This window comes from Arthrobacter sp. P1_B4, assembly GCF_056406555.1.
Genome location: NZ_JBFTZW010000006.1, coordinates 29,755 through 52,038 on the forward strand (window position 1 = coordinate 29,755; position 22,284 = coordinate 52,038).

22 protein-coding genes are annotated in these 22,284 nt (G+C 67.0%); 15 read left to right on the plus strand and 7 right to left on the minus strand.

What is annotated here, in order from left to right; genetic code table 11:
• The first annotated feature begins 141 nt into the window (after positions 1–141).
• Positions 142–768, plus strand: coding sequence for a dihydrofolate reductase family protein (locus AC1D1W_RS04540; RefSeq protein ID WP_476943056.1), 627 nt, complete (start codon positions 142–144; stop codon positions 766–768).
• 87 nt (positions 769–855) lie between these two features.
• Here the strand turns inward: AC1D1W_RS04540 and AC1D1W_RS04545 are convergent, their stop codons facing one another.
• Both AC1D1W_RS04545 and AC1D1W_RS04550 read right to left on the minus strand, forming a co-directional pair.
• On the minus strand, positions 856–1,419 hold the full coding sequence (locus AC1D1W_RS04545; RefSeq protein WP_079554917.1) for a GNAT family N-acetyltransferase: 564 nt from the start codon (positions 1,417–1,419) through the stop codon (positions 856–858).
• Positions 1,420–1,479: 60 nt separating this feature from the next.
• Positions 1,480–2,649 carry an acetate kinase gene (locus AC1D1W_RS04550; RefSeq protein WP_243181909.1) on the minus strand — a complete coding sequence of 390 codons (1,170 nt, stop codon included), beginning with the start codon at positions 2,647–2,649 and terminating at the stop codon, positions 1,480–1,482.
• 222 nt (positions 2,650–2,871) lie between these two features.
• On the opposite strand from AC1D1W_RS04550, the gene AC1D1W_RS04555 reads away from it, so the two are divergent.
• Positions 2,872–3,135 carry a hypothetical protein gene (locus tag AC1D1W_RS04555; RefSeq protein ID WP_243181910.1) on the plus strand — a complete coding sequence of 88 codons (264 nt, stop codon included), beginning with the start codon at positions 2,872–2,874 and terminating at the stop codon, positions 3,133–3,135.
• Positions 3,136–3,151: 16 nt separating this feature from the next.
• Here AC1D1W_RS04555 and pta read toward each other — a convergent pair whose 3' ends face one another.
• Positions 3,152–5,263, minus strand: coding sequence for a phosphate acetyltransferase (pta, locus tag AC1D1W_RS04560; protein ID WP_476943057.1), 2,112 nt, complete (start codon positions 5,261–5,263; stop codon positions 3,152–3,154).
• Between the two features lie 91 nt (positions 5,264–5,354).
• Between pta and AC1D1W_RS04565 the strand changes: the two genes are divergently transcribed.
• The 4 genes from AC1D1W_RS04565 to AC1D1W_RS04580 all read left to right on the plus strand — a co-directional run bounded on the left by AC1D1W_RS04565 (position 5,355) and on the right by AC1D1W_RS04580 (position 8,800).
• Complete coding sequence (locus tag AC1D1W_RS04565; protein WP_476943058.1) at positions 5,355–5,879, plus strand: hotdog fold thioesterase; 525 nt, start codon at positions 5,355–5,357, stop codon at positions 5,877–5,879.
• 16 nt (positions 5,880–5,895) lie between these two features.
• Positions 5,896–7,224 carry a phenylacetate--CoA ligase PaaK gene (gene paaK / locus AC1D1W_RS04570; RefSeq protein WP_028276375.1) on the plus strand — a complete coding sequence of 443 codons (1,329 nt, stop codon included), beginning with the start codon at positions 5,896–5,898 and terminating at the stop codon, positions 7,222–7,224.
• A gap of 31 nt (positions 7,225–7,255) precedes the next feature.
• Positions 7,256–7,861, plus strand: coding sequence for a TetR/AcrR family transcriptional regulator (locus tag AC1D1W_RS04575; protein WP_028276376.1), 606 nt, complete (start codon positions 7,256–7,258; stop codon positions 7,859–7,861).
• A gap of 69 nt (positions 7,862–7,930) precedes the next feature.
• Positions 7,931–8,800: a DUF427 domain-containing protein gene (locus tag AC1D1W_RS04580; RefSeq protein WP_476943059.1), complete on the plus strand. Its 870-nt coding sequence runs from the start codon at positions 7,931–7,933 to the stop codon at positions 8,798–8,800.
• Positions 8,801–9,042: 242 nt separating this feature from the next.
• On the opposite strand, the gene AC1D1W_RS04585 is transcribed toward AC1D1W_RS04580, so the two are convergent.
• A complete protein-coding gene (locus AC1D1W_RS04585; RefSeq protein ID WP_476943100.1) occupies positions 9,043–9,183 on the minus strand; it encodes a hypothetical protein in 141 nt (46 codons plus the stop codon).
• A gap of 112 nt (positions 9,184–9,295) precedes the next feature.
• On the opposite strand from AC1D1W_RS04585, the gene AC1D1W_RS04590 reads away from it, so the two are divergent.
• Positions 9,296–11,137, plus strand: a complete 1,842-nt coding sequence (locus AC1D1W_RS04590; protein ID WP_476943098.1) for a chloride channel protein — start codon at positions 9,296–9,298, stop codon at positions 11,135–11,137.
• A gap of 31 nt (positions 11,138–11,168) precedes the next feature.
• A complete protein-coding gene (gad, locus tag AC1D1W_RS04595; protein ID WP_476943060.1) occupies positions 11,169–12,548 on the plus strand; it encodes a glutamate decarboxylase in 1,380 nt (459 codons plus the stop codon).
• A 41-nt stretch (positions 12,549–12,589) separates the two neighbouring features.
• Here the strand turns inward: gad and AC1D1W_RS04600 are convergent, their stop codons facing one another.
• Positions 12,590–13,471 (minus strand): helix-turn-helix transcriptional regulator, encoded by an 882-nt coding sequence (locus AC1D1W_RS04600; protein ID WP_476943061.1) that lies wholly within the window; start codon positions 13,469–13,471, stop codon positions 12,590–12,592.
• 93 nt (positions 13,472–13,564) lie between these two features.
• Between AC1D1W_RS04600 and AC1D1W_RS04605 the strand changes: the two genes are divergently transcribed.
• From AC1D1W_RS04605 to AC1D1W_RS04625, 5 genes are all read left to right on the plus strand, one after another.
• A complete protein-coding gene (locus AC1D1W_RS04605; protein WP_476943062.1) occupies positions 13,565–14,497 on the plus strand; it encodes an MFS transporter in 933 nt (310 codons plus the stop codon).
• Between the two features lie 78 nt (positions 14,498–14,575).
• Positions 14,576–15,457, plus strand: a complete 882-nt coding sequence (locus AC1D1W_RS04610) for an aldo/keto reductase (RefSeq protein WP_476943063.1) — start codon at positions 14,576–14,578, stop codon at positions 15,455–15,457.
• 20 nt (positions 15,458–15,477) lie between these two features.
• Entirely contained in the window at positions 15,478–16,506 is a 1,029-nt protein-coding gene (locus AC1D1W_RS04615; protein ID WP_243181920.1) for an aldo/keto reductase, read from the plus strand.
• A gap of 72 nt (positions 16,507–16,578) precedes the next feature.
• On the plus strand, positions 16,579–16,911 hold the full coding sequence (locus AC1D1W_RS04620) for a carboxymuconolactone decarboxylase family protein (protein WP_476943064.1): 333 nt from the start codon (positions 16,579–16,581) through the stop codon (positions 16,909–16,911).
• A gap of 8 nt (positions 16,912–16,919) precedes the next feature.
• Positions 16,920–17,321, plus strand: a complete 402-nt coding sequence (locus AC1D1W_RS04625) for a (R)-mandelonitrile lyase (protein WP_476870370.1) — start codon at positions 16,920–16,922, stop codon at positions 17,319–17,321.
• Between the two features lie 107 nt (positions 17,322–17,428).
• On the opposite strand, the gene AC1D1W_RS04630 is transcribed toward AC1D1W_RS04625, so the two are convergent.
• Together AC1D1W_RS04630 and paaZ are read right to left on the minus strand one after the other, a co-directional pair.
• Positions 17,429–17,836, minus strand: coding sequence for a VOC family protein (locus AC1D1W_RS04630; RefSeq protein WP_028276383.1), 408 nt, complete (start codon positions 17,834–17,836; stop codon positions 17,429–17,431).
• A gap of 176 nt (positions 17,837–18,012) precedes the next feature.
• Positions 18,013–20,115, minus strand: a complete 2,103-nt coding sequence (paaZ, locus tag AC1D1W_RS04635; protein ID WP_476943065.1) for a phenylacetic acid degradation bifunctional protein PaaZ — start codon at positions 20,113–20,115, stop codon at positions 18,013–18,015.
• A 165-nt stretch (positions 20,116–20,280) separates the two neighbouring features.
• On the opposite strand from paaZ, the gene AC1D1W_RS04640 reads away from it, so the two are divergent.
• Positions 20,281–20,697: a PaaI family thioesterase gene (locus tag AC1D1W_RS04640; RefSeq protein WP_223913660.1), complete on the plus strand. Its 417-nt coding sequence runs from the start codon at positions 20,281–20,283 to the stop codon at positions 20,695–20,697.
• A gap of 235 nt (positions 20,698–20,932) precedes the next feature.
• The gene (locus tag AC1D1W_RS04645) at positions 20,933–22,204 is read left to right on the plus strand and encodes a globin domain-containing protein (protein ID WP_476943066.1); all 1,272 of its coding nucleotides are present in this window, start codon (positions 20,933–20,935) and stop codon (positions 22,202–22,204) included.
• Positions 22,205–22,284: the final 80 nt, after the last annotated feature.

Here is a 22,284-nt window from a genome sequence, read left to right on the forward strand (position 1 = left end):
GTACACCATTTCCGTGGCCCGTTCGTCCTTGTAGTGCCACCTGCCGTGATTCCAGGCCCAGCCCGGGCCGGTGAACCCGGCACCCGGAGCACCCAGCACCCAGCACCCAGCACGCAGCACGCAGCACGGAGAGGCAACACGATGAGACTAACGCTGACAGAGTTCCTCACATTGGACGGCGTGGCGCAGGGTCCTGGATCGCCCGAGGAGGATACCAGCGACGGCTTCTCACAAGGAGGTTGGTTCGTCCCCTACCTTGACGAGGAATTCATCCAGCAGGCGGCGCACTGGCTGGGTGAGGCGGATGCGTTGCTGTTCGGCCGCCGGACCTACGTCAACTTTGCGAGGGACTGGCCGAGAATCACGGACCCTGATGATCCGTTCTCTGAGAAGATGAACGGTTTGCCGAAGTACGTGGTCTCGCAGAGCCTGGCGCAGGCTGGTTGGACGCCCACGACCATCCTGTCCGGGGACGTCCCCGCACAGGTCGCTGAGTTGAAGAGGCAGCCCGGCCGGGAGTTACAGATCCACGGGAGTGCCCGGCTGGCCCAGTCGCTGCTGGCGAAGGGGCTGATCGACGAACTGAGGCTGGTGATCGCCCCTGTGGTGGTGGGTAACGGCAGGCAACTGTTTCCGGCCGGAGGCGCCCCGGCGGGCCTGCGTCTGGTCGGCAATGAGGCGACGCCGGGCGGACTCGCGATTCTTGTCTATGAGTCGGCGGGGCTTCCGACGTACGGGACCTATGAGCCTGGTTCGTCCGGCACCTGAGGCCCGTGGTTGAGCTTGAGACCGACTGTTGAGTCGGCCGCTACGCTGCACCAGGCGGAGGTGCCCGGGTTCAAGCGCCGGGCCCGGTCAGCGGGCCTTCCACTCGTCCGCGAGGATGGCGTACACCACCTCCGTGGCCCATTCGCCCTTGTAATGCCATTTGTCCACCTGCCGTGATTCCAGGCGCATGCCGAGCCGTTCACAGAGTGCCGCCGAGGCCGTGTTCAGGGCATCGAGCTTGGCGTCGATGCGGTGGAAGCCCAGGTCCTCAAAGCCGAGCTTCAGCAGTGCCCGGGCGGCCTCGCTGGCGATGCCCCGTCCCCGCGCCTCCGGGGCCAGGCTCCAGCCGATCTCGGCCTGCCCGCACCCCTCCAGCCACTTCAGCACCACCTCGCCGAGGAGCCCGGGCGAATCCTGGGCCTCAATCGCCAGGGCCACCCAGTCACCCTCCTTCTCGAACTCGAAGTTGGCGTATCGCCCCACCGTTTCCATCGACTGGGTGTAGCTCTTGGCCTCGCGGGGCAGGAACCGGGCGGTTTCCGGGAGCGAGTGGTAGGCATGGAAGGCATCGAGGTCGGCAGCTGCAAAACGCCGCAGCACCAGCCGCTCGGTGCGGATGGGCAGCGGAGGCAGCGGCTTGGGTTCATTCATGTCCCCAACGCTACCCATCCGCTGCTCCGGAAGCGCCGTTTTGCGCGGCCAAAAGGGCGGCTACGGAGCAACGGAGGCCTGCGCGACGACGGCGGCCGTTGCCTCCGCGATCGCCCGTTCCTCGTCGGTGGGAACCACAAGGACCGGCAGGGCCGACGTCGGGGTGGAAATGACGCGGGGTTCCCTGGACCGTTCCCGGTTCAGCCCGGCGTCGAGCTCGACGCCGAGGGCACCGAGCCGCTGCGCCACCAGGTTCCGGAACTGGTGCGAGTTCTCGCCGATTCCGGCCGTGAACACAAGGGCCTTCGCGCCGCCCACGGCCACGTGGTAGCCGCCGATGTACTTCGCGAGCCGGTAGGACGCGACCGCCAGGGCCATGGCCGCCTTTGCATCGCCGGCTTCCGCGGCCTCGACCACGGAGCGCATGTCGTTGTTGCCGGCCAGGCCTTTGAGCCCGGACTGCCGGTTCAGCATCGAATCCAGGTCCTCGGGTGACCATCCGTTCCGGCCGAGGAAGACCAGGATGGACGGGTCGAGGTCGCCGGATCGGGTGCCCATGACGAGTCCCTCGAGGGGCGTGAATCCCATGGACGTGTCGATTGACTGGCCGCCCCGGATCGCGGTGACCGAGGCGCCGTTCCCCAGGTGGGCGATCACGGCGTCGAACTCCTCGACCGGAACGTCCAGCAGCGCCGCCGACCGGTGCGCAACGTATTCGTGCGAGGTGCCGTGGAAGCCGTAGCGGCGGATCCCATGGTTCGTGTAGAGCTCGTCCGGCACCGCATAGCGCCAGGCGTGCTCAGGCAGGGTGCGGTGGAAGGCGGTGTCGAACACGGCCACCTGCGGCAGTTCGGGCCACTTCTTCGAGATCGCGCGGATGCCAAGGACGTTGGCGGGGTTGTGCAACGGGGCGAGCGGGTTCAGCCGCTCAATGGCCCGGGTGATCTCGTTGTTGACCAGCACCGGCTCGGCGAAGCGCTCCCCGCCGTGCACCACGCGGTGGCCGACGGCATCCAGTACGCGGTCCCCCAGTGCGTCGTGGATGGCCGCGTCCACTTGTTCCAGCGCCTCGGCGTGGTCGCGCGGGCCCTCGATCTGGCCGTCGCCCTCACCGCCGGCACCCATGCCGATCTTCTCGACCAGGCCTTCGGTGAGCACGCTGCCGGCCTCGACGTCGCGCACCTGGTACTTGAGCGAAGACGAGCCGGAGTTGATGACGAGCACGAGCATGGGGCCTCCTAAGCCTTGGCTTCGACGCTACCCGAGGGTGCGCCGGGACTGGCATCACGCCGGAGCCTGGCCGAGCGCTCCGTGGGATCCACTATAAATTGCCGGACCAAATTGCCGGAACGCCAGTGGCGCCCATCCGTTGCGAAAGCCGGTCCGTTGCGAAAGCCTGGCCGGGCGCCTAGAGTCGGCGGACCAACTGGACAACTCACGAAGGGGATTTCCATGACTGACGACGCGACCCAGCCGGAGGGCACCGAACCAGCGGGCACCGAACCCGCCAGCGGTTCCGGTAAACAGGATCCCACCGGCGTCGTCGGCGCGAACCCGGCCCTGGACGACACAGGAAACCCCAAAGCCGCCGAGGTCGGCGAAGCGCCCGAGGCCCCCGAGAATCTGGAGGACCTGGATCTCACGCCGGCGGGCCTGGCCGATGAGCCGGCCAAGGAGGAAGACCCCGAAAGTCCGGCGAAGCCGGAAAACAGCTGACCAGGAAAACAGCTGACTATGCGCGGGCAGCCGCAGGTTCCGGCTCGGTAGCGGGCTCCACGGACTGCGCCTGCACGGCGGTGATGGCCACCGTGTTCACGATGTCCTCCACGGTGCACCCGCGCGAGAGGTCGTTAACCGGCTTGCGGAGGCCCTGTAGGACCGGCCCGACGGCGACCGCACCCGAGGACTGCTGCACTGCCTTGTAGGTGTTGTTGCCGGTGTTCAGGTCCGGGAAGATGAACACGGTCGCCTGCCCTGCCACGGACGAGCCCGGCATCTTGGACGCGGCGATGGCGGCGTCGACGGCGGCGTCGTACTGGATGGGGCCTTCAACGGCGAGATCCGGGCGGCGGTCCTTCACGACTTCGGTGGCCTGCCGGACTTTGTCCACTGCTTCCCCGGTCCCGGATCCGCCGGTGGAGTAGGACAGCATGGCCACCCGCGGCTCCACGCCGAACTGGGCTGCGGTCTCGGCTGAGGCCAGCGCGATATCCGCCAGCTGCTCCGCGTTCGGGTCAGGGTTGACCGCGCAGTCGCCGTAGACCAGCACCCGGTCCGGCATCAGCATCAGGAACACCGAGGAGACGATCTTGACGCCGTCCCGGGTCTTGACGAACTCCAGCGCGGGACGGATGGTGTGGGCCGTGGTGTGCGCGGCGCCGGACACCATGCCGTCCACCACGCCGAGCTGCACCATCATGGTGCCGAAGTAGCTGCCGTCGAGCATGACTTCCAGCGCCCGGGCCAGGTCCACGCCCTTGTGCGCCCGCAGCTCCGCGTACTTCTGGGCAAACTGCTGGCGCAGCTCCGACGTCGCGGGGTCCACGATGCTCATGCCGGAGAGGTCGATGCCCTGGGTGGACGCCAGCTCCCGGACCGCCGACTCATTGCCCAGGATCGTGAGGTCGCAGACGTCCCGCCGGTGCAGAATTTCGGCGGCCCGCAGGATCCGCACGTCGTTCCCCTCGGGCAGGACAATGTGCCGGCGCTGCAGCCGGGCCCGCTCAATGAGGTCGTGCAGGAACCGCAGCGGCGTCATCCGCTCCAGCCGCGGCAGGTGCAGCCGCTCCACCAGCTCGGCCTCGTCCACGCGCTTAGCCCACAGCCCCACGGCCGAGGCCACCTTGCGGCGGTGCCCCGACCAGATCTCGCTGCGGACCTCGGACACCCGTTTGGCGGTGGTGTAGGTATCGTCCGGGGCCGCGAACACGGGGAATGGTGCCTGCGCCAGCAGCGAGTAGATGTTGGGGTCCGGGGCCAGGCCGCCGGTGAGGATGAGCGCCGACGGCACCGGAAACTCCGGCGAGAACGACGACGCGAGGCACGCGACCATCACGTCCGCACGGTCACCCGGGACGATCACGAGGGCGCCGTCGTCGAGCACGTGCAGGAAGTTGGCCACGTTCATCGCCGCCACCTTGATGGAATGGACGTCGCGTTCCATGTCCTGCCGGCCGGCCACCTGGCGGATCCCAAGGGCCGAGGCCACCTCCCCGGTGGTGGGCCGTGCGATGTCGTCCAGCTCGGGGAAGACGTAGACGGGGCGGCCGGACGCGCCGGGCTTCACGGCGGCGACGATCCCGTCCACGTCCTCCGGGTCGGCGCGGTTCACCATGATGGCCAGGAGGCTGCAGTGTTCCGCCGCCAGTTCCTTGCGGGCAACCTCGACGGCGTCGGCAGCCTCCGCGACGGTCCGCCCCTTCGCGCCCACCACGGCGACGATCGAGGCGGCCAGGTTGTTCGCGAGGCGAGCGTTGAGGTCGAATTCGACGGCGGCATCCTGGCCGGTGAGGTCCGTCCCCTCCACAATCACCACGTCGCAGTGGCGGGACATTTCGGCGAAGATCTCCACGCAGCGGGCGTCGATCTCGGCCCTGTTTCCCTCGGCCAGCAGCCCGCGGACCTCGGCAAACGTCAGGCCGCCGCGGCAGCGCTGGTCATCAAGATCGAACCGGGCCTTCATCAGCGCCACCATCGGGTCCGCCGCGGCGTCGTTGCCGTGAACCACAGGCTTGAAGAAGCCGATCCGGTCCGCGTGCCGGTGGAGGGTGTCCGCCAGCCCCAGCGCTATGAGGGACTTGCCGGAGCCCGGGGTGGTCGCGCTGACGTAAATTCCTTTGGCCATGTGTCCCAGCATACTTACACCCCTTGACAGCGGGCACCCACATGGGATTACCTAATGAACATTCGGTAAATAAAGCTGGAGGCAACGACGCATGGCTGAACTGACGGTTTCCGGGGGCACCCACCCCATCCTGAAAGACGACTACGCCTCGGAATGGATGGGCATCGAAGTCCTGGCGCTGGACGACGGGCATGCCACGATCCGCATGACGCTCCGGCAGGAAATGCTCAACGGCTTCGGCATGGCCCACGGCGGAATGATCTTCGCCTTCGGCGACACCGCCTTCGCCCTCGCCTGCAACCCGGCCAACCCGCTCCCGGGCGAGGACTCCAACATCACGGTTGCTGCCGGCGTCGACATCAACTTCCTGAAGCCCGCCTTCCGCGGACAGGTGCTGACCGCCGTCGCGAACCGCCGCGCCAGCACCGGACGCAGCGGGTTGTACGACATCCAGATCTACGCCGCCGACCCTGGCGCGGGCATCCCGGCGGCGGCACCGGCCGGCGCGGCCCCCGCAGCAACCCTACCGGGCCAGCTCCCCACCGATACCGACGCCCCTACGTGGGAACTCATCGCCGAGTTCCGCGGCCGCAGCCGCACCATCTCCAAGAAATAGAAACAGGGAACCACTGATGACCCAAGAAACTGCCGCCGCCACAACTGACGCTGTCCTGGACCGCGAGGAGACCATCTCCCGCGACGAGCTCGAGGCCCTTCAGCTCAGCCGCCTGCAGCACACGGTGGCCTACGCCTATGACCGAGTCCCCCTGTACAAGCGCAAGTTCGATGAGGCCGGCGTCCACCCGGCGGACCTGCGTGAGCTCTCCGACCTCGGCAAGTTCCCCTTCACCACCAAGGAGGACCTCCGCCTCGAGTACCCCTTCGGCATGTTCGCCGTGCCGCAGAACGAGGTCGCGCGGATCCACGCCAGCTCCGGCACGACGGGCCGCGCCACCGTGGTGGGCTACACGAAGAAGGACCTCGCCGACTGGGCCAAGCTTGTGGCCCGCTCGCTGCGCGCCTCCGGCGTCCGGCCCGGCATGAAGGTGCACAACGCCTACGGCTACGGGTTGTTCACCGGCGGCATGGGCGCCCACGCCGGCGCCGAGGCCCTCGGCTGCACCGTCATCCCGATCTCCGGCGGCCAGACCGAGCGCCAGATCACGCTCATCCAGGACTTCAAGCCCGACGCCATCCTGGCCACCCCCACGTACCTGCTGACCATCGCCGACGCGATGATGAAGCAGGGCATCGACCCGGCCTCCACGTCGCTGAAGTACGCGGTCCTGGGCGCCGAGCCGTGGACCGAGGAAATGCGGCACGAGCTCGAGACCACCATGAACCTCAAGGCCTGCGACATCTACGGCCTCTCCGAGGTCATGGGCCCGGGCGTCGCCGGCGAAGCCGTCGAAACGCAGGACGGCAGCCACATCTGGGAGGACCACTTCCGCCCGGAGATCATTGATGCCTTCGACCCCACGGTGGTGCTGGGCGACGGCGAACCGGGCGAGCTCGTCTTCACCTCACTCACCAAGGAAGCGCTGCCGATCATCCGGTACCGCACCAAGGACCTCACCCGGCTGCTGCCGGGCACCGCGCGCCCGGCGCACCGCCGCATGGGCCGCATCACCGGCCGCAGCGACGACATGATCATCCTGCGCGGCGTGAACCTGTTCCCCTCCCAAATCGAGGAGATCGCCCTGCGCATCCCCGAACTCAGCCCGCACTTCCAGCTGGAACTGACCCGGCCCGAGGGCCATCGGATGGACCAGATGACCGTCAAGATCGAGCGCCGCGACGCCGTCAGCGTCGAGGGCGCGGCGGCGGCTGCCAAGGCCCTGCAGCAGCAGATCAAGATCCACGTCGGTTCCTCCTGCACCGTCGACGTCGTCGACCCCGGTTCGCTGGAGCGGTCCAACGGCAAGCTGCGCCGGATCTACGACATGCGCCCCAAGGGCTGAGTGAGCACCAGATCGTGAGAAACTAGCCACTATGCCCAGCACAGCAACCACCACCAAGCGCGGCCGCCCCGGCTATGACCAGCAGTCGGTGCTGGTCATCGCCGTCGACGTCTTCAACCGCCACGGCTACGATGCCACCTCGATGGGTATCCTTGCTGAGAACCTGGGCATCTCCAAGTCCGCGATCTACCACCACGTCCCGTCCAAGGGTGACCTGCTGAAGCTAGCCCTGGACCACGCCCTGGGCGGGCTCGAGGCGATCCTGGACCAGCCCGGGGCAACCTCCGGTTCGGCCGATGCCCGGCTGGAGTTCGTGGTCCGCCAGACCATCTCGGTGCTGGTGGAGCGGCTGCCCTTCGTGACGCTGCTGCTGCGCCTGCGCGGGAACACGGAGATCGAGCGGGATGCGTTGGAACGGCGCCGCACCTTCGACCACAAGGTCGCCGCACTGATTTCCGAGGCCCGGGATGAGGGCTCGCTCCGCCAGGACATTGACCCCCGCACCGTCACCCGGCTGCTGTTCGGCACCATCAACTCGATCGTCGAGTGGTACAAGCCGGGCGGCTCGCTGTCCCCGGAGAAGCTGGCCGACGACGTCATCACCATGGCGTTCCACGGCCTACACGTCCCCCGCTGACCGCCCGCCGGCCGGCGGGTGGCCGGGACAGTCGTTGACGGCAGGATAACGGACGCCCACCCTGTAGTCATGGCCACGAAGATATCTGACGTCCTCTTCAGCACGTTCCCCGATTTGCGTTACCAGCCCACCGCAAAAAGGGTCCGTGCCATGGTGGGCGGGCGTGCCGTCGTCGACACTCTGGGTGCGCTCTTGGTGTGGGAGCCCAAACGCATCACCCCCATCTACGCAGTTTCCGAAGGCGACCTCCGGGCCGAACTGGCGCCGCCGGGGCAGCAGGCGGGCGATGTCCCGGAACACGGCTTCAGAGTGAGCCGGGAGGGGCCGCGGGCACTGGATCCGCGCACGGGGTTCGGCAGGCACACGGCGGCCGGTGAGGAGCTCGACGTCGTCACCCCCCATGCGAGGCTGCCCCGCGCCGCCTTCCGGCCGGCGGACCCCGACCTCGCCGGCTACGTGGTGCTGGATTTCAACGCCTTCGACTGGCTCGAGGACGACGAGGAGATCACCGGCCACCCACGTGATCCGTTCCATCGTGTGGACATCCGGGCGTCCTCGCTCACCGTTGAGGTAGGGCTCGACGGCGTCACTCTCGCCACGACGAACGGCGCGCAGCTGCTCTACGAAACCATGCTGCCGGTGCGCTACTACATTCCGCCGTCGGATGTGCGGCTGGATCTGATGGAAGAGAGCCCCAAACGGACCATCTGCCCGTACAAGGGCCAGGCGAGCTACTGGAGCTACCCTGCTTCCGGGCAAGGCAGGAACGTCGCGTGGAGCTATGACCGGCGGCTCCTCGACGCCGCCCAGATCCACGGACTTGTCAGTTTCTTCAATGAGAGAGTGGACATCACGGTGGACGGCGTCCGGCAGGAGCGCCCGGTCACGCCGTGGTCACGCCCGGACGGAGCGGGGGCACCGGGGGCACCTGGGGTGTGAACCGCAGCGCTTTGGTTCTCTTTCACCCGCATTGGGTGACGACCGCCCCCACTGGAAGGGTTAGCTTGGAGAACATCTGAAGGACCACCTCTATCGCTTGTGAGACCTCGCTAAAGGCTCCCGCCGTCTGGCGGAAGGAGGAGGGATGATGTTCTGCTCGTTGATCATCGGTGACCCGCGGTGTTGCCGGACGGGCACGCCGCCCCGAGTTGGAAAAAGGACATTCGGGGTCACCCGAATCGTCACAGCCGCGCCGGGTTGCCGGGAATGAGCGAGCCTGCCGCATCGCCGCCCAGTTTCGATCCGGCCGTCGTCATTCGTTCCAGGGCGTACATCTCTGCGCTCGTGCTGGCTGCGGTCTTGGGCGTTCCCATCTCGGTCATTGCGTACGGCTTTCTCGCTTTGGTCGCGGTGGTCCAGCAGTACGTCTTTGTCGGCCTGCCGGAACAAGTCCTCGGGGGTCCCGTTCCTGCCTGGTGGCCGGTTCCCTGGTTGGTGCTGTGTGGGCTGTTGACGGCGTCGACCATACGGTATCTTCCGGGAACCGCGGGCCACTCACCGGCTTTCGGATTCAAGACGGGCGGCGGTCCGCCCAGCGGCCGGGAGCTCGTGGGCATTATTCTCGCGGCACTGACCACGCTCAGCCTGGGTGCGGTGCTCGGGCCGGAGGGTCCGCTGATCGCGATCGGTGGCGGCCTCGGGGCGTTGGCGGTGCACCTGGCGAAGAAGGACGCTCCGCCGATGGCCCTGACGATCATGGCGTCGGCCGGCAGCTTCGCAGCGATCAGTACCCTGCTCGGATCCCCCGTGCTCGGTGCATTCCTGATCATGGAGGCCGCCGGGATCGGGGGAATGACGCTGAGCCTGATGGCCCTGCCCGGACTGCTCGCTTCCGGCGTCGGGGCGCTGGTGTTCGTCGGCCTGGACGGCTGGACCGGGCTGGGCAGCTTCTCGCTGGCGCTGCCCGTCGTGCCGCCTGCGGTGCCGCCGACCCTGGCGACGCTGGGCTGGGCGGTGATCATGGGCGTCGTCGGCGCGCTGTTGGGATGGTTGATCCGCTGGGTCGGGCTCTCGCTTCGTCCGGTCGTGCACCTGAACCGGATATTGGTGACCTCTGGGCTCGGCCTGCTGATCGGTCTTGCCGCGATGGCCTACCAGTTGATCTCTGGGAACAGCTTCACGCAGGTCTTGTTCTCGGGGCAGGACGCCCTTCCGGATCTGGTCGAACACGCCACGGACTACTCGCTTTCGGCGCTCCTCCTGCTGATCACTTGTAAGGCCTTTGCCTACGGGCTCTCGCTGAGCGCATTTCGTGGTGGGCCCGTGTTCCCTTCGATGTTCATCGGTGCGGCGCTCGGTATTGTCGCGAGCGGGTTGCCCGGAATGAATCTCGCGGCAGGACTCGGCWTGGGCATGGGAGCCATGTGCGCAGCCATGCTGCGGCTGCCGTTGACGTCGACCCTGCTGGCCACGCTGCTGCTGGGAGTGGACGGTGTGGCGGTAACACCGCAGGTGGTGGTGGCTGTGGCGGTGGCCTTCGTGATCTCCAACGTGCTCCCGGTCCCGGGCCCGAAAGGGCCCGCGGCGCCTGACGCTGGCGGGAAGGTCCACCATCGGGCCGCCTCGAAGTCCGGCCATGCAAGTGAGATGTCGAGCGCGGGAGGTTCGACCGGACGGGACCGGTGGATCGCGTGGTTGTTCATCATTGGCTCGAGTCTGTTCGCCTTGGGGGCGGTTCCGTCATACGCCGAGGCCGTGGGATTGCGCTTGTGCGCGATCACCTTCTTCGTCGGTTCGCTGTTCTTCACCAGTGCGTCTTTCCTGCAGTACCGCGAAGCCGTTGACGCCCTCCCGTTCCTGGGGGCCAAGCGCCGCCACTGGTTTTGGGTGTGGGCGCCACGGAATCTCGGCTGGCTCGCCTGCGCAGTTCAACTTGCCGGCACGCTGTGGTTCAACTGGAGTACGGGAAACGCATTGCGGGTCAATCTCAGTGTGGCGCTGACCGAGCAGCGGGTGTGGCGACCCGATGCGCTGGGTTCAGTCGCCTTCCTCGTTGCCAGCGGTGTGGCGTTGCGGGATGCCGGTCGCGCCATTGCCGGCAGGCCCAGGCCCCGGGTGTGGAAAATCGGCGTGATCAACCTGGCCGGCTCTGTTGCGTTCGGCGTCTCGGCTCTGGCGGCCTTTGTCATACCGTCGAGCGGCGATGTCTGGAACGCCGACCTGGCCACTCTCGGCACCCTCGTAGGAGCCCTGTGCTTCCTCACCGGCGCGATTCTGATGCTGAGTCCAGAATCCGCCGCCGTCTCGGTTCCCGCGGACCGGGGAGCTCATCCGTAACCCCCTTTCAACAGTCTCGTGAGGAGAAGTGATGTCAATAAATTCCCAGCCGGCGGACGCCGACGTGGCACTGTTCGGCAACCGATTTGTCACCCAGGAGGTTCCGAGCCGTGAGTTCCCGGAGACCGGCATTCCTGCTGAGGACGCTTTGCGGCTGGTGTCGGAGGACCTGGCGCTGGAGGGTGATCCGGCCCGGAACCTGGCCACCTTCGTAACGACATGGATGGAGCCGCAGGCCCAGCAGATCATCGCAGCGAACCTGCACCGCAATTTCATCGACCACGCCGAATATCCCCGCACGGCCGAAATCGAGCAGCGCTGCATTCGGATGCTCGCAGACCTTTTCCACGCGCCCGGCGAGACGACGGGCGCCCGGACCCAGGGATCGTCCGAGGCGATCATGCTCGGCGGCCTGTCCCTGAAGTGGAACTGGCGCAAACGCCGCGAGGCCGCCGGCGCATCGACGTCGAGCCCTAACATGGTGTTCGGCGGCGACGTGCATGTTGTGTGGGAGAAGTTCTGCCGCTACTTCGACGTCGAGCCGCGGATCGTGCCCCTGCAGCCGGGGAAGTACACGATCGGCCCGGAGGACGTGGAGGCCCATATCGATGAGAACACGATCGGCGTCGCAGCCGTGCTGGGCACGACGTTCACCGGGCACAAAGACGACATCGCCGGCATCAACGACCTGCTGGTCCGGATCAAGGGTGAGCGGGGCCTTGATGTGCCGCTGCACGTGGACGGGGCCAGCGGGGGGTTTGTCTGGCCCTTCCTGTACCCGGACTCCAAGTGGGACTTCCGGCTCGAGCAGGTCCGCTCGATCAATGTCTCCGGACACAAGTTCGGACTGGTCTATCCCGGCATCGGCTGGCTGATCTTCCGGGAGAAGGCCGACCTGGCCAAGGACCTTGTTTTTGAGGAGAACTACCTCGGCAAGACCGACTCGACATTCACCCTGAACTTCTCCACCGGCTCGTCGATGGTCCTCGCCCAGTACTACAACTTCGTGCGCTACGGCCGCGCCGGCTACACCTACATCATGCAGAACATGCAGACCAACGCCCGCGCCCTCGCCGAGAAGTTGGAGGCCATGGGCCGGTTCGAGATCATCGGCCCCGACGAGGAGCAACTTCCCCTGGTCGCGTTCCGGCTCGCCGCCGACCCCGGGTACGACGAGTTCGACATTGCCTGGCAGCTCTCGGCCGAACGCGGCTGGATGGTGCCGGCCTACACCCTGCCGCCGAACGCCCAGAACGTGACGATCATGCGTGCGCTGGTCAAGGAAACGATGAGCCGCGAGCACGTCGACACGCTCGCCCGGGATATCGAGGAGGCGTGCTCAACGCTGGCGAAGAAGGGCGGCGCGCACGAATCCGAACGAAAGAAGATTGTCACCGGACCCGGGCATTGACTGGGTGGCGCCAACAATGAGCGCGGTGGAGAAACGGTCGGTCATTTCTTCTCCCTGACTGCGGCCGCTGCCGTTTCGCGCTGGGTGGCGGCCCAGCTGGCGAGGACTTTCAGGGCGTCCTCGGAGGGTGTCCCGGGATCTGCTGTGTAGACGTTGATGCGCAGCCCCGGGTCCGCGGGCAGTTCCAATGCTTCGAAGCTCAGGTCCAGGTCCCCCACGATCGGGTGGTGGAGCCGTTTGCGGCCGGTGCGGTGGTACTTCACGTCGTGCCTCGCCCACCGGGTGCGGAACTCCTCGCTGCGGGTCGAAAGCTCTCCGACCAGGTCCGTGAGGTCCCTGTCGTAGGGGTTTTTCCCGGCGGTGGACCTCAGGACCGCGACGATGTCGTCCGCGCTGCGTTCCCAATCGGCGAAGAACTCCCGCGCTTTCGGGTTCAGGAAGGTGAACCGTGCACTGTTCGGCGGAGTCACCTGCTCAGCCATCATGTCCAGGTAGAGGGCACGGCCGAGTTCGTTGGCGGCAAGGACATCCCCGCGGTCGTTGCGGACCCAGGCCGGCGCCGTCGTGATCGCATCAATGACGCGTTGCACGCTCGGCCGCACCGTCTGCGGGCTGCGCTTTCGCCGCACCCGGGGAGCGGCCGTGGCCGCGCGGGCCAGGTCAAAAAGGTGGGCCGTCTCGGCGTCGTCAAGCTTAAGTGCCCGGCAGAGGGCTTCAAGGACGCTGTCCGAGGCGCCGGAGAGGTTTCCGCGCTCAAGGCGTATGTAGTAATCGATGCTCATCCCGGCGAGCATCGCGACTTCCTCGCGGCGCAGCCCGGTAACGCGGCGGTTTCCGCCGTAGACCGGGAGGCCGGCCTCCTCTGGCGTGATCCTGGCACGGCGGGAGGTCAGGAACTTCCGCACGTCGTCGCTGTGTGTCATGGCCTCCACGCTACCCGCGGCCTATGCGACGAGGGAGGCACTGGCATTACCCGGAACGTCCGTGACTCCCCGCCGTTGAGAAATCACGGTTCCATGGAAAACATGAATCCTGAACCCGCAGCTACTGGCCGCCCGGCGGCGATCCTGGCGATCATCCTCGCCAGCTACTTCATGATCCTGCTGGACAACTCGGTCATCTTCACGGCCCTGCCGAGCCTGCAGGCCGATCTCCAGCTGGGTACCGGGGAGCTTTCCTGGCTCCAGGACGCGTACACGCTGGTCTTCGGCGGCCTGCTGGTTCTCGGCGCCCGGGCCGGCGACCTCCTCGGCCGCCGGCGTGTCTTCGTGTTCGGGCTGGTGGTGTTCTCGGTCGCGTCCCTGCTGATCGGGCTGGCCCCGGCGGGCTGGTGGGCGATCGCCGGCCGGGCGATCCAGGGCATCGGGGCGGCGATCGTCGCGCCCGCCTCCCTGTCCCTGCTCATGGCGAGCTTCCCGGAAGGCCGTGAGGGCACGCGGGCCGTGGCGTTATACGGCGCGACCGCAGGGATGGGTGCCAGCCTGGGACTGGTCATCGGCGGGGCGCTGGCCCACTGGATCTCCTGGCGTGCCGGGTTCTTCGTCAACGTACCCATCGGCGCCGCGATGATCGCACTCGCTCCGCGGTTCCTCCCGGAAACCGGCAGGGCCGGCCGCCGCTTCGACCTGTTCGGCGCGCTCAGCGCGACCCTGGGTGTCGGCGCGCTCGTGTTCGGCATCATCAACACCGCCGACGGGGGCTGGGCCTCCCCGGCCACCTGCCTCGGGCTGGGCATCGCGGTCGCGGCCGCAGCCACTGTCCCGGCCGCCGGCGCTGCCGCAGGGCACCTGGCCACGCAGGTCAGCGCTGCCCTCACCACGGGCAGTGTCCTCCTGCTCCTGGCCCTGGCTGTCACCGCGGCCCTCATTCTGCCCGCTGATCTGGCCGCCCGCCGGGCCCGGACACCGCTCGGGGCCGCACCCGCACCCCTGGCCGAGGCCGCCCGCTGACCTGTCAACATCCGAAAAGGGGGTACTCACGTGCCCTCCCACAATCCCGCACACCTGAATACCGTGAAAGGCATGAACATGGAACTTACTCTCAATAACGGCGTCACGATGCCCGCCCTCGGACTGGGCGTCTTCCAAAGCGCACCGGAGCAAACGACGGCGGCCGTCGAAACGGCGCTGGCGGCCGGCTACCGGCACATCGACACTGCCGCGGCGTACGGCAACGAGCGGGAGGTCGGTGAGGGCATCCGCAACTCGGGCCTGGACCGTTCCGACGTGTTCATCGAGACCAAAGTCTGGGTCAGCGACTACGGGTACGACCAGACGCTGCACGCCTGGGAGAAGGCTGTTGGCAAGCTGGGCGTCGACTACCTGGACCTGTTCATCCTGCATCAGCCCGCCCCCGACCGCTTCGAAAGAACTGTCGGCGCGTACAAGGCACTGGAGACCCTGCTTGCTGACGGGCGCGTCCGGGCGATCGGTGTCAGCAACTTCATGCCGCACCACCTGGTGCAGTTGCTGGCGGCCACAGACGTCGTCCCGGCGGTGAACCAGATTGAGCTGCACCCGTACTTCGCCCAGCCCGCCGTCCAGGCAAAGGACACCGAACACGGCATCCTTACCCAGGCGTGGTCACCGATCGGAGGCATCACTTTTTACCCCGGATGGGGCGAGAAGCGCAGGAACGTGATGGAAGACCCGACTATCACCGGCATCGGACAAACACACGGAAAAAGCCCCGCCCAGGTCATGATCCGCTGGCACCTGCAGCAGGGCCGCTCAGCCATCCCGAAGTCGACCAACCCCGCACGCATCGCGGAGAACTTCGACGTCTTCGACTTCGAACTCGGCGCCGACGAACTCGCCGCCATCGACGCACTCGACACCGGCGTGCGCAACGGACCGGATCCCGACGAGGCCCGCGAAGAACGCTTCGCCATGGTCATCCCCGAAGCCTGAGACAGAGAGAAGGCACCATCATGGAATACCGTCCCCTTGGCCGCACCGGCGTGCGGGTCAGTCCCTTATGCCTCGGCGCGATGATGTTCGGCCCCTGGGGCAACAATGACACCGCGGACTCCATTCGAATCATCCACCGCGCCCTCGACGCGGGAATCAACTTCATCGACACCGCCGATGTCTACTCCGGCGGGGGATCCGAGGAAATCGTCGGGCAGGCACTGGAAGGCCGGCGTGAGGACGTGTTCCTCGCCACGAAGTTCTTCATGCCCATGAGCGAGGACGATCCCAACCAGCGGGGTGGATCCCGCCGCTGGATCATGCGGGCGGTCGAAGACTCCCTTCGCCGCTTGAACACCGATTACATCGACCTCTACCAGGTGCACCGGCCCAGCCCGGATACCGACGTCGAGGAGACTCTCGGCGCCCTCACCGACCTGGTCCGCCAAGGGAAGGTGCGGTACGTCGGCTCCTCGTCGTATTCCGGGTCGCAGATCGTGGAAGCCCAATGGGCATCCCGGGAACGCAACCTCGAGCGGTTTGTCACCGAGCAGCCGCCGTACTCGATCCTGGTCCGCGGTATCGAGGAGGACATCCTTCCCACGGTGCAGCGCCACGGTATGGGCACCCTGACCTACAGCCCGCTCAGCGGCGGCTGGCTCTCCGGGCGCTGGCGTAAAAACGCAGCCTCCGCGCCCACCTCAACCGCGCGGCCGAACGCCCGGTTCGACATGACGAGCCCGGCCAACCAGCGCAAGCTCGACATCGTAGAAGAACTCGCCCGCCTCGCTGAACAAGCCGGGCTGACGCTCATCGAACTGGCCATCGCCTTCGTGATCAACCACCCCGGCGTCACGGCCGCCATCGTGGGACCGCGCACCATGGAACAGCTCGAGTCTTACCTGCCCGCCGCGGACATCACCTTGGCCAGCGACGTGCTGGACCGCATCGACCAGCTCGTCGCACCCGGCGTTACCGTCAACCCGGACGACAACAGCTATGGCGCCAACGAACTCACGCCCCTGGCGCGGCGACGCAAACAACTGTGACCAACGAGGCGGTTGAAGCCCTGCATGAAGCCCTGTGCAGCAATTCCAGTTTCCACTGAAAGAAGGAAAATCATGACTGACCAACCCCAACAGATCGGCGGAGGCCGGAACATGTTCGGAGACTTCGCCCCGAAGCTCGCCGAGCTCACCGACGACGTCCTGTTCGCGGACGTCTGGAACCGCCCGGAGCTTCCGGCCCGTGACCGCAGCCTCATCACCGTCGCCGTACTCACCGCCGGCGGCAACACCGAACAGCTCGGCTTCCACCTTGGCCGCGCCATTGAGAACGGCGTCACCCGGGAAGAACTCATCGAAGCCATCACCCATGTCACGCTCTACGCAGGCTGGCCCAAGGGCATGGCCGCCATGGGCGTCGCCAAGCGACTCTTCACCGAGAGCGAGTAAGGATCACCATGAACATCGAACCCACTGTCCCCACTGCGAAGAACCCGCCGGCCCGGTTCGCCGGCGACGTCTGGCTCGATCCGATCGCGCTCCCGCACGAGCCGGATCAGACGATGGTGGTCGCGACCGTCCGTTTTGCGCCCGGGGCCCGCACCGCCTGGCACTCCCACGAACACGGCCAGTACCTCCGCGTCACCCAGGGTGTTGGCCGGTTCGGAACCCGGGACGGCAAGATCGTCGAAGTCCACCCCGGCCAGACGCTCTACACGCCGCCCGGCGAGGAGCACTGGCACGCGGCCGCCCCTGGCTGCTTCATGGAACATATCGCCATGCTCCAGAACGGCGAGGACGCAGCGACGACCACCACGTGGGGCGAGCACATCACCGACGACGAGTACAACGGAAGCTGACCAGCCCGCGCCACCGGAAGGCGGCGAGGCGCCCTGGATGACGGCGGGCAACAGAAAAGGGCGCCCCGCTGAGCCGGAGCGCCCGAAAATCCGCCGTTGCCCGCCGTTTAGAGCTGGTAATCAGCTGCCGTGGTGATGTTCTCGTGCACGCACAGAATATTGTGCTCGGAGTCCATGAACCAGGCGCACTTCTCTGAATCCGTTGTACAAATATGGTTCTCGGTCTTGAGGTCCGGGCGATCGTAGTCCTGGAACATGACGCCCTTGGCTTCCATTTCCTGGACCGTGCGCTCGATCTCGCTGACTTCGAAGCTCAGGGTGGTGTGCTCTGAATGCATTCCATCCTTGACTGGCATCAGCTGCAGCATTGGACCGCCTTCTGAGCCGAACAATTCGCTTCCGTCATCTGCCACGCCACGGTGCGGGAGCCCCAAAGTGTCCGCGTAGAAATGCCGGGCACGCTCTGCATCATCAACTGGCAGGACTGTTGTGGCTTTATTGAGTACTAGGGTCATTTCGCCACCTCCTACGAGCAAGATTTTACGCCGGAGCGGGGTCGAAAGCCCCTACAAATTGCGCCTCCGAACAAGCAACGCTCCCCCACTCGCGGCAGAACAACAGCGGACGCTCCCGCACTAGTGAGGGAGCGTCCGCGCTGGACCCGCAGGACGTGAGGGAGCGTCGGGTGAGGCTACTTCTCGACGAGGGTCAGGACGTCGTAAGTCGCGACGATTTCGTCGTTCTGGTTGGTCAGGACGGCGTCCCAGGCCACCTCGCCGTACTCGTCGGTCTCGCGCGGGGTGATCTTCTTGGCCGTCAGGGTCACGCGGATGGAATCGCCCGCGGCCACGGGGGTGATGAACCGCAGGTTCTCCAGGCCGTAGTTGGCCAGGACCGGTCCCGGCGCGGGCTCCACGAACAGGCCGGCGGCCCAGCTGAGCAGGAGGTAGCCGTGCGCCACGATGCCCGGGAAGAAGGGGTTGGCCGCGGCAGCTTCCTGGTTGGTGTGGGCGTAGAAGGTGTCGCCGGTGGAGTTCGCGAACTTGGTGATTTCCTCCAGCGAGACCTCGCGCAGCTCCGAGCGGATGGCGTCGCCGATGTGCAGGGTGGCGAGGGATTTCCGGAACGGGTGCTGGCCCTCGGTCTCGAGCGTGAAGTTGCGGTCCGCTCCGGTGTGCCAGAGCCCGGTGACGGCGGTGAGCATGTTCGGCGAGCCCTGGATGGCGGTGCGCTGCATGTGGTGCATCACCGAGCGGATCCCGCCGAGCTCTTCGCCGCCGCCGGCGCGGCCGGGACCGCCGTGGACCAGGTGCGGGACCGGGGAGCCGTGGCCGGTGGAGCTGCGGGCGTCCTCGCGGTTGAGCATGAGCACGCGGCCGTGGTGGGCCGCGATGCCGGTGACCAGCTGCTGGGCCACGGCGGGATCGTTCGTACAGACCGTGGCGACGAGCGAGCCGCCGCCGCGGGCGGCGAGGCGGACGCCGTCGGCCAGGTCCGTGTAGCCGATCACCGACGACACCGGGCCGAAGGCCTCGAGCGAGTGGACTTCCTCGGCCTCCGGGTTGGCCCAGCTCAGCAGGACCGGGGACATGAAGGCGCCGCCGTCGACGACGCCGATGCTGCCGTCCGCGCTGGTGACCTTGGGCGCGTCGAGCGTGCCGTAGGCGAGCTCCCCGCCGGCGTCGAGCATGGACTGTACGGCGGCGCGCACGTCGGCGAGCTGCTCGAGGGAGGCCAGGGCGCCCATGGTGACGCCCTCGGCGCGGGGATCACCGAGCACGACGCGTTCGCGGATGCGGTCCCCCACGGCGGCAGTGACGTCGGCGACGAGTTCCTGCGGCACGATCGCGCGGCGGATCGAGGTGCATTTCTGGCCGGCCTTGGCGGTCATCTCGGTGACGAGGGACTTGATGAAGGCGTCGAATTCCGGTGTGCCCTTGACCGCATCCGGGCCCAGGATCGCGGCATTCAGGGAGTCGGTCTCGGACGTGAAGCGGACCCCGCCCTTGACCACATTGGGGTGCGACTTGAGCGTGTTGGCGGTCGACGCGGAGCCGGTGAAGGCCACGAGGTCGCGGTAGTCCAGGTGGTCCAGCAGCGTGCGGACCGAGCCGGAAATCAGCTGCAGCGAGCCGGTGGGCAGGATGCCGGATTCGTCGATCGCCTTGACCACGGCGGCGGCCACGTACCCGGTGGGGGTGGCGGGCTTGACGATGGTGGGGACGCCGGCGAGGAAGGCCGGGGCAAGCTTCTCCAGCATGCCCCAGACCGGGAAGTTGAAGGCGTTAATCTGCACGGCGACGCCGGGGATGCGGGTGTAGATGTGCTCACCGGCGAACGAGCCGTCGCGGGACAGCACCTCCATGGGGCCATCCACCACCACCTGGGAGTTGGGCAGCTCCCGGCGGCCCTTGGACCCGAAGGTGAACAGGACGCCGATGCCGCCGTCGATGTCGATCATGGAGTCGATCTTGGTGGCGCCGGTCTGCGCCGAGAGCGCGTAGAACTCCTCGCGGCGGCCATTGAGGTACTGCGCCAGTTCCTTGAGCTTGAGCGCGCGCTGGTGGAAGGTCAGCGTGCCAAGTTCCGTCTGGCCGGTGGTGCGGCCGTAATCCACGACGGCGGCGAGGTCGAGCCCCTCGGTGCTCACCTTCGCCAGGAGTTCGCCGGTGCTGGCGTCCAGTACCGGCGCCGCGCCGGCGGCGGCGGCGTCGTCGGGAGTCCACCAGGAACCCCGGATGAAACTGGGAACGATCTCGACAGTGTCTACTGCGGGTGCGGCTGTGGTGGTCATCGTTGACGGGTCCTTCCAACGGGGGAGCAAGATCAACACGGCCGGAACATTACTGACCGTCCGTTCGGTAATATGATCTACAGTACATGAAGGAGGCCTGCCGCACACTAGCCGCGGCGGCACCGACCGTCCGGGACCCGGCCGGCCGGCAACAAAGGAGACGCTATGACGCCCGAGACCGGCAGCACCGAGTTGTGGAAAATCACCCTGGGGGAACTCGACGAGAAGATGGGCGTGAAGATCGTCGAGGAGTCCGTGGACCGCGTGGTCGCGACCATGCCGGTGGAGGGCAACCGGCAGTCGTTCGGGCTCCTGCACGGTGGCGCCTCACTGGCCGTGGGCGAGGCCGTGGGGTCCTGGGCCGCCGTCATCCACGCCAGCACCCTGGGCAAGACGGCGGTGGGCGTCGACGTCTCGGCCACGCACCACAAGTCGGCCCGCGAGGGACTGATCACGATCACGGCCACCCCTATCCATCTGGGCGGCACACTGACCACCCACGAGGTGCTGATCACGAACGAGACCGGCCAGCGAATCTGCACGCTGCGGATCACCAACCTGCTGCTGGACCGCAAGGCCTGACTTCTGCCCCGACCCTCGGAGTCGCCGGAACCGTGCGGGTTCGCCGTATCTTTCCGGCGACCCGGGAGCTTTCCGGCGAACTCGGGCCGAGGGCGTGAGCACCCGCCTACACCGGACCCCGCCCCCGCTGTAGGGCCGATCGGCCCGGAAGGCACGGTGCCGCGGCTGTTAGCTTGGAAGTGCTGAGTCGCCCGGCACCGCCGGGTATCACCGGTCTCACCGGAAGGGATCCACCATGCTCTCAGACACCTCACTTCCCGTCATTCAGGCAACGCTGCCCGTAGTCGGTGAGCACATCGAGGAAATCGCCAAGCGCTTCTACAAACATATGTTCGAGGCGCAGCCGGATCTCCTGGACGGGCTCTTCAACCGGGGAAACCAGGCGGACGGCCGCCAGCAGCAGGCGCTCGCCGGATCCATCGCGGCCTTCGCCGGCATGCTCGTAGAGAAACCGGACCAGGTGCCGGACCATCTGCTCTCCCGGGTGGCCCACAAACACGTCTCGCTGGGACTAAGCCCGGACCAGTACCAGATTGTCCACGACCACCTCATGTGGGCGATCGTGGATGTTCTGGGCGATGCCGTCACTCCCGAGGTCGCCGCCGCCTGGGACGAGGTCTACTGGCTGATGGCGAACCTGCTTATCAACAAGGAGCGCGGGCTGTACAACGCAGTGCACCTCTCCCCCGAGACCATTTGGCGGACGTGGCGGGTTGTGCAGCGGATCCAGGAGACCGCCGACGTCGTCTCGTTCGTCGTCGAGCGGACCGACGAACGGGACGTCAAGCCGTCCCTGCCCGGGCAGTACGTGACCCTCAAGATGACCATGCCCGACGGCGTACAGCAGCCCCGGCAATACAGCCTGACCAAGGCCGATGACGGCCAGCACCGGCAGTTCGCCGTCAAGAGGGTCCACGGGCTTCCGACTCCCGACGGCGAGATGTCCAGTCTGCTCCACAATGAAGTGCAGGTAGGCGACGAGGTGGTGCTCTCGGCTCCGTTCGGCGACGTTGTGCTGGAGTACACGGACAGGCCCCTGGTCATGGCCAGCGCGGGAATCGGCATCACGCCCATGGCCGGGATGCTCTCCCACCTGGTGCAGTCCGGTTCACGACGCCAGGTGATGCTGTTGCATGCCGACGACAGCGAGGCATCCTTCCCGCTCCGCGCGCAGGTCACGGACGATCTCGCGAAACTCGCGGACGGGACCCTGAAGACGTGGTTCCTGACTCCCGCGGAGACAGCGGGGACCGGTGAGGCGGGCGAAACCGGCGAGGCGCGCGAGACCGGCGGGGCGCGCGAGACCGGCGGGGCGTCCGGTTCCGTGCTCTCCGGTTTCATGGACGTCAGCGACGTCGAACTCCCGGACGACGCCGAGTACTACCTCTGCGGCCCCCTGCCGTTCCTGAAGTCGGTTCGGAGCGCCTTGATTGCCGGTGGCGTCCCCGCCAAGGACATTCAGTACGAGGTTTTCGGCCCGGATCTCTGGCTGGCTGACTTCCAGTAACCCGCGGCTCGCTGTTTCCTCCCGAACGCCCGGATTCGCCCAAAACTTGCGGGGTCGCCGTAGCCGTACGGCGACCCCGC